The organism is Pseudoxanthobacter sp. (assembly GCF_036822375.1).
GTDB lineage: Bacteria > Pseudomonadota > Alphaproteobacteria > Rhizobiales > Segnochrobactraceae > Pseudoxanthobacter.
This window is the reverse complement of record NZ_DAISHT010000008.1, coordinates 3,831-7,138: the sequence shown is the minus strand read 5'-3', so window position 1 is coordinate 7,138 and position 3,308 is coordinate 3,831. Positions and strand designations below refer to the sequence as shown.

The 3,308-nt window shown below is 72.0% G+C and carries 1 protein-coding gene; it reads right to left on the bottom strand.

Going from position 1 to position 3,308, the window contains the following annotated elements; genetic code table 11:
- Positions 1 to 163: 163 nt before the first annotated feature.
- Positions 164 to 2,926, bottom strand: a complete 2,763-nt coding sequence (locus V7067_RS01945; protein ID WP_334174186.1) for a response regulator — start codon at positions 2,924 to 2,926, stop codon at positions 164 to 166.
- Positions 2,927 to 3,308 lie beyond the last annotated feature (382 nt).

Below are 3,308 nucleotides of genomic sequence, written 5' to 3'. Positions count from 1 at the left end.
ACGGTATTCATGGCGACGGTATTCATGGCGACGGGCGCGGACCGGCCCCGGCCCGGCGTGCCCGCGCGGGCTCGGCGGACGCGCGCCGCGGGGGCTGCCCGGCCTCTGAAACGAACCGGCCCGACGAACACTGCGCCGCCGCTTTCCGCAGGCCGGCACCGGCTCAGCCGGCGAGGGCGGCCTTCACGGCGGTTGCGAGCTGCTTCAGCGTGAACGGCTTCGGCAGGAAGCTGAAGTGCTCGTTTTCCGGCAGGTTGCGGGCGAACGCCTCTTCGGCATAGCCCGAGACGAACACGATCTTCAGGTCCGGCCGCGTCTTGCGCAGTTCGCGCAGCAGCGTCGGCCCGTCCATTTCCGGCATCACCACGTCGGAAACGACCAGATCGATACCGCCGCCGGCGGCGGCCATCACCTTCAGCGCTTCCGCACCCGTCGCAGCCTGATGCACGGTGTAACCGCGCGAGGCGAGCGCGCGGGCGGCGAAGGCACGCACGGCTTCCTCGTCTTCCACCAGCAGGATCGAGGCATTGCCGGTCAGGTCGGCCACCGGCGCCTCGCCGCCGGCCGGCGGGCGCTGCGGCGCCGGCCCGGCCGGCTCAGACTCTGACGGGCCGGCAACCGGCGACAGGCCATGGGGCGCGGCCGGCACGGCGCTCAGCGCCGGCCGCGGCTCCGGCCGCACGGCGGGGGCGGCGGGCATCGGCTCCGGCGGGCGGATGCGGCGCGGTTCCGGCCGGTCGGCCTCCGGGCCCGGCACGCGGGCGGCCTCTGCCCGGGCCCGCGGCCACAGGATGCGGAACACCGTGCCCCGGCCCAGTTCGCTTTCCACCGCAATGCGCCCGCCCGACTGGGTGACGATGCCGTAGACCGTGGAAAGCCCGAGGCCGGTGCCCTTGCCGACCTCCTTGGTGGAGAAGAACGGCTCGAAGATCTTCTCCATCACATGGGCGGGCATGCCGGTGCCGGTGTCGGAAATCTCGATCAGCACATGGTCGACCGCCGGCAGCGGCGGCCCGCCAAACCCCTTGCCGTCCTGAAAGGCGCGCAGCTCCGCCACGCCCACATTGGCGGTGCGGATGGTCAGCGTGCCGCCCTCCGGCATCGCATCGCGGGCATTGACGGCAAGGTTGATGACGACCTGCTCAAGCTGGTTCACATCGGCCATCACCGGCCACAGGTCGCGGCCGTGAACGACCTTCAGCTCCACCTGCTCGCCGAGCAGACGGTCGAGCAGAATGGTGAGATCGGCCAGCACGTCGGTCAGCACGATGCGCTCCGGGCGCAGCGTCTGGCGGGTGGCGAAGGCCAGCAGCTGACGCACCAGACCGGCGGCGCGGTTGGCGTTCTGCTTGATGTTCATGATGTCCTGAAAGAACGGATCGGTCGGCCGGTGGCTGGCCAGCAGCAGATCCGAAAAGCCGATGATGGCGGTCAGGACATTGTTGAAATCGTGGGCGACGCCGCCGGCGAGCTGGCCGATGGCCTGCATCTTCTGGCTCTGGGTGAACTGCTGCTCCAGAGCGCGCTGCTCGGTGGTGTCGAGCGCGCAGACGATGGCCACCTCGTCATCTTCCTCGCCGCCGGCAAGGCCGCCGTCGTCCACCGCCGATACATAGAACCGGACGGAGCGCTGGCTGTCGCTGAGCAGCGTCGCCTCCACGGGCAGCACCGCGGTCTGGCCGTGGACGGCCGCCCCCAGCGCATCCTGCAGGCCGCGGCGGTCGCGCTCCATCACGCCGTCGACGAGGCGGGGGCGCGGATCGCCCTGCGCGGCACGGGCGCTGGTGCCGAACAGCTTCAGGAACGGGGCGTTGCCGCGGCTGATGCGGCCCTCGCGGTCGAGCGAGGCGATGGCGATCGGCGTGTTGTTGAAGAAGCGGGCGAAGCGCACCTCGGCGGCACGCAGCGATTCGTCGACGGCCGCGCCGCTGCCCGGCACCCGCGAGATGACGAGGGTGCGCGACTGATCCGGCTGCCCGTCCGGCCCGAAGGTGACGCGATGCAGCAGCCGCACCGGCAGCGGATGGCCGTCGCGCCGCACGAGATCGACATCGAGGGTTTCGGTGCGGCTGTCTCCCGGCTGGCCGGTGAAAGCGCCGAGCTGCTCCGCCCCCTCGCCGCGCACGATCTGCGACAGGGGCACCGAACCGGATTCGAACCGTGCCAGATCCTGCCCCAGCCAGTCGGCCAGCGTGGCGTTGAGGAACACCACCCGCCCGGCCGCATCGACCGAGAAGAACCCCGCCGGGGCGCGGTCGAGAAAATCGATGGCATTCTGCAGGTCGAGGAAGCTGTCTTCCTGTTCGCGCCGCTCCGCCGTCACGTCGCGCAGCCGCCAGGCGCGCAGGCCCTGCCCTTCCGGCCCGTCGGGCAGAAGCTGCACCGACAGCCGGTACCAGCGCGCCGGGCCGTCGTCCTGCCCGATGGCGCGGGTCAGGCGTATTTCAGCTTCCGCGGCCGTGCCGTCGCGCGCGGCGGCGGAAAGCCGCTGCAGCGCATCGGCGGCCTCGCCCTCGGGCGGCAGCACCCGCTCCACGCCCGCCAGAACCGGCCCGCCCGTGCCCGGCCGGCCGGCGCGCACCGCCGCGCTCAGCCCCTGCCAGGCCGCATTGGCCCACACCGGCCGGCCGCCGGCATCGGTCACCACCAGCGCCGTCTGATCGGTCGTGGCGGCAAGGGCGGCAACGGAAGGCGCCGCAGGCCCGCGGCCGAAACTGAGAATGCCGACCGCCAGCGAAAACAGCGCAAAAAGACCGGCAGCCGCCAGCGCGCCCAGCACGGCCAGCATGTAGGGCTCGGCTTCGAGGCCCGACAGGCTCAGGAACACCAGCGCCGCAACGCCGAGTATCACCGCCAGCCCGAAGGCAAGCGCCAGGTTACCGCGCCGCCCGGTGCGCTCGCCTGTCCGCCGCCCGGCGCTTGTCATATCGGCCTCCGCCCTCGGCGCCCCGCGCGCCGCATCGTCCGTTGTCATGCCGTGTGCACGGTGGCCGGCTCAGGCCGGTCGCAACCGTGCGGGCGCTGCAGCAACCCGCCGCCCGCCGCGCACATTTTCTTACCAGATGTTCCGGATCGGCTGTTTAAATTCGGTTAGCCCGGGGGATAATGCCGGTGCGGACGCCGGGGTGCGCGCAGAAGACCGCACGCGGCACGACGCCCGCAACACGACCCGGACAAGAAAACGCATACAACACGACGCGCCCCCGGACCGCACACACCCGGACCGCACCTGCCCGGACGACGCGTGCCCGGCCGGCCGCCCCCGCAGCGCGCCGGTACGCCGGGCCGCGCCGCCCCGTTGCTGGAGA

Coding starts and splice junctions, on each gene's coding strand:
- V7067_RS01945 (WP_334174186.1), bottom strand. CDS start 2,926: ATGACAAGCGCCGGGCGGCGGACAGGCGAGCGCACCGGGCGGCGCGGT.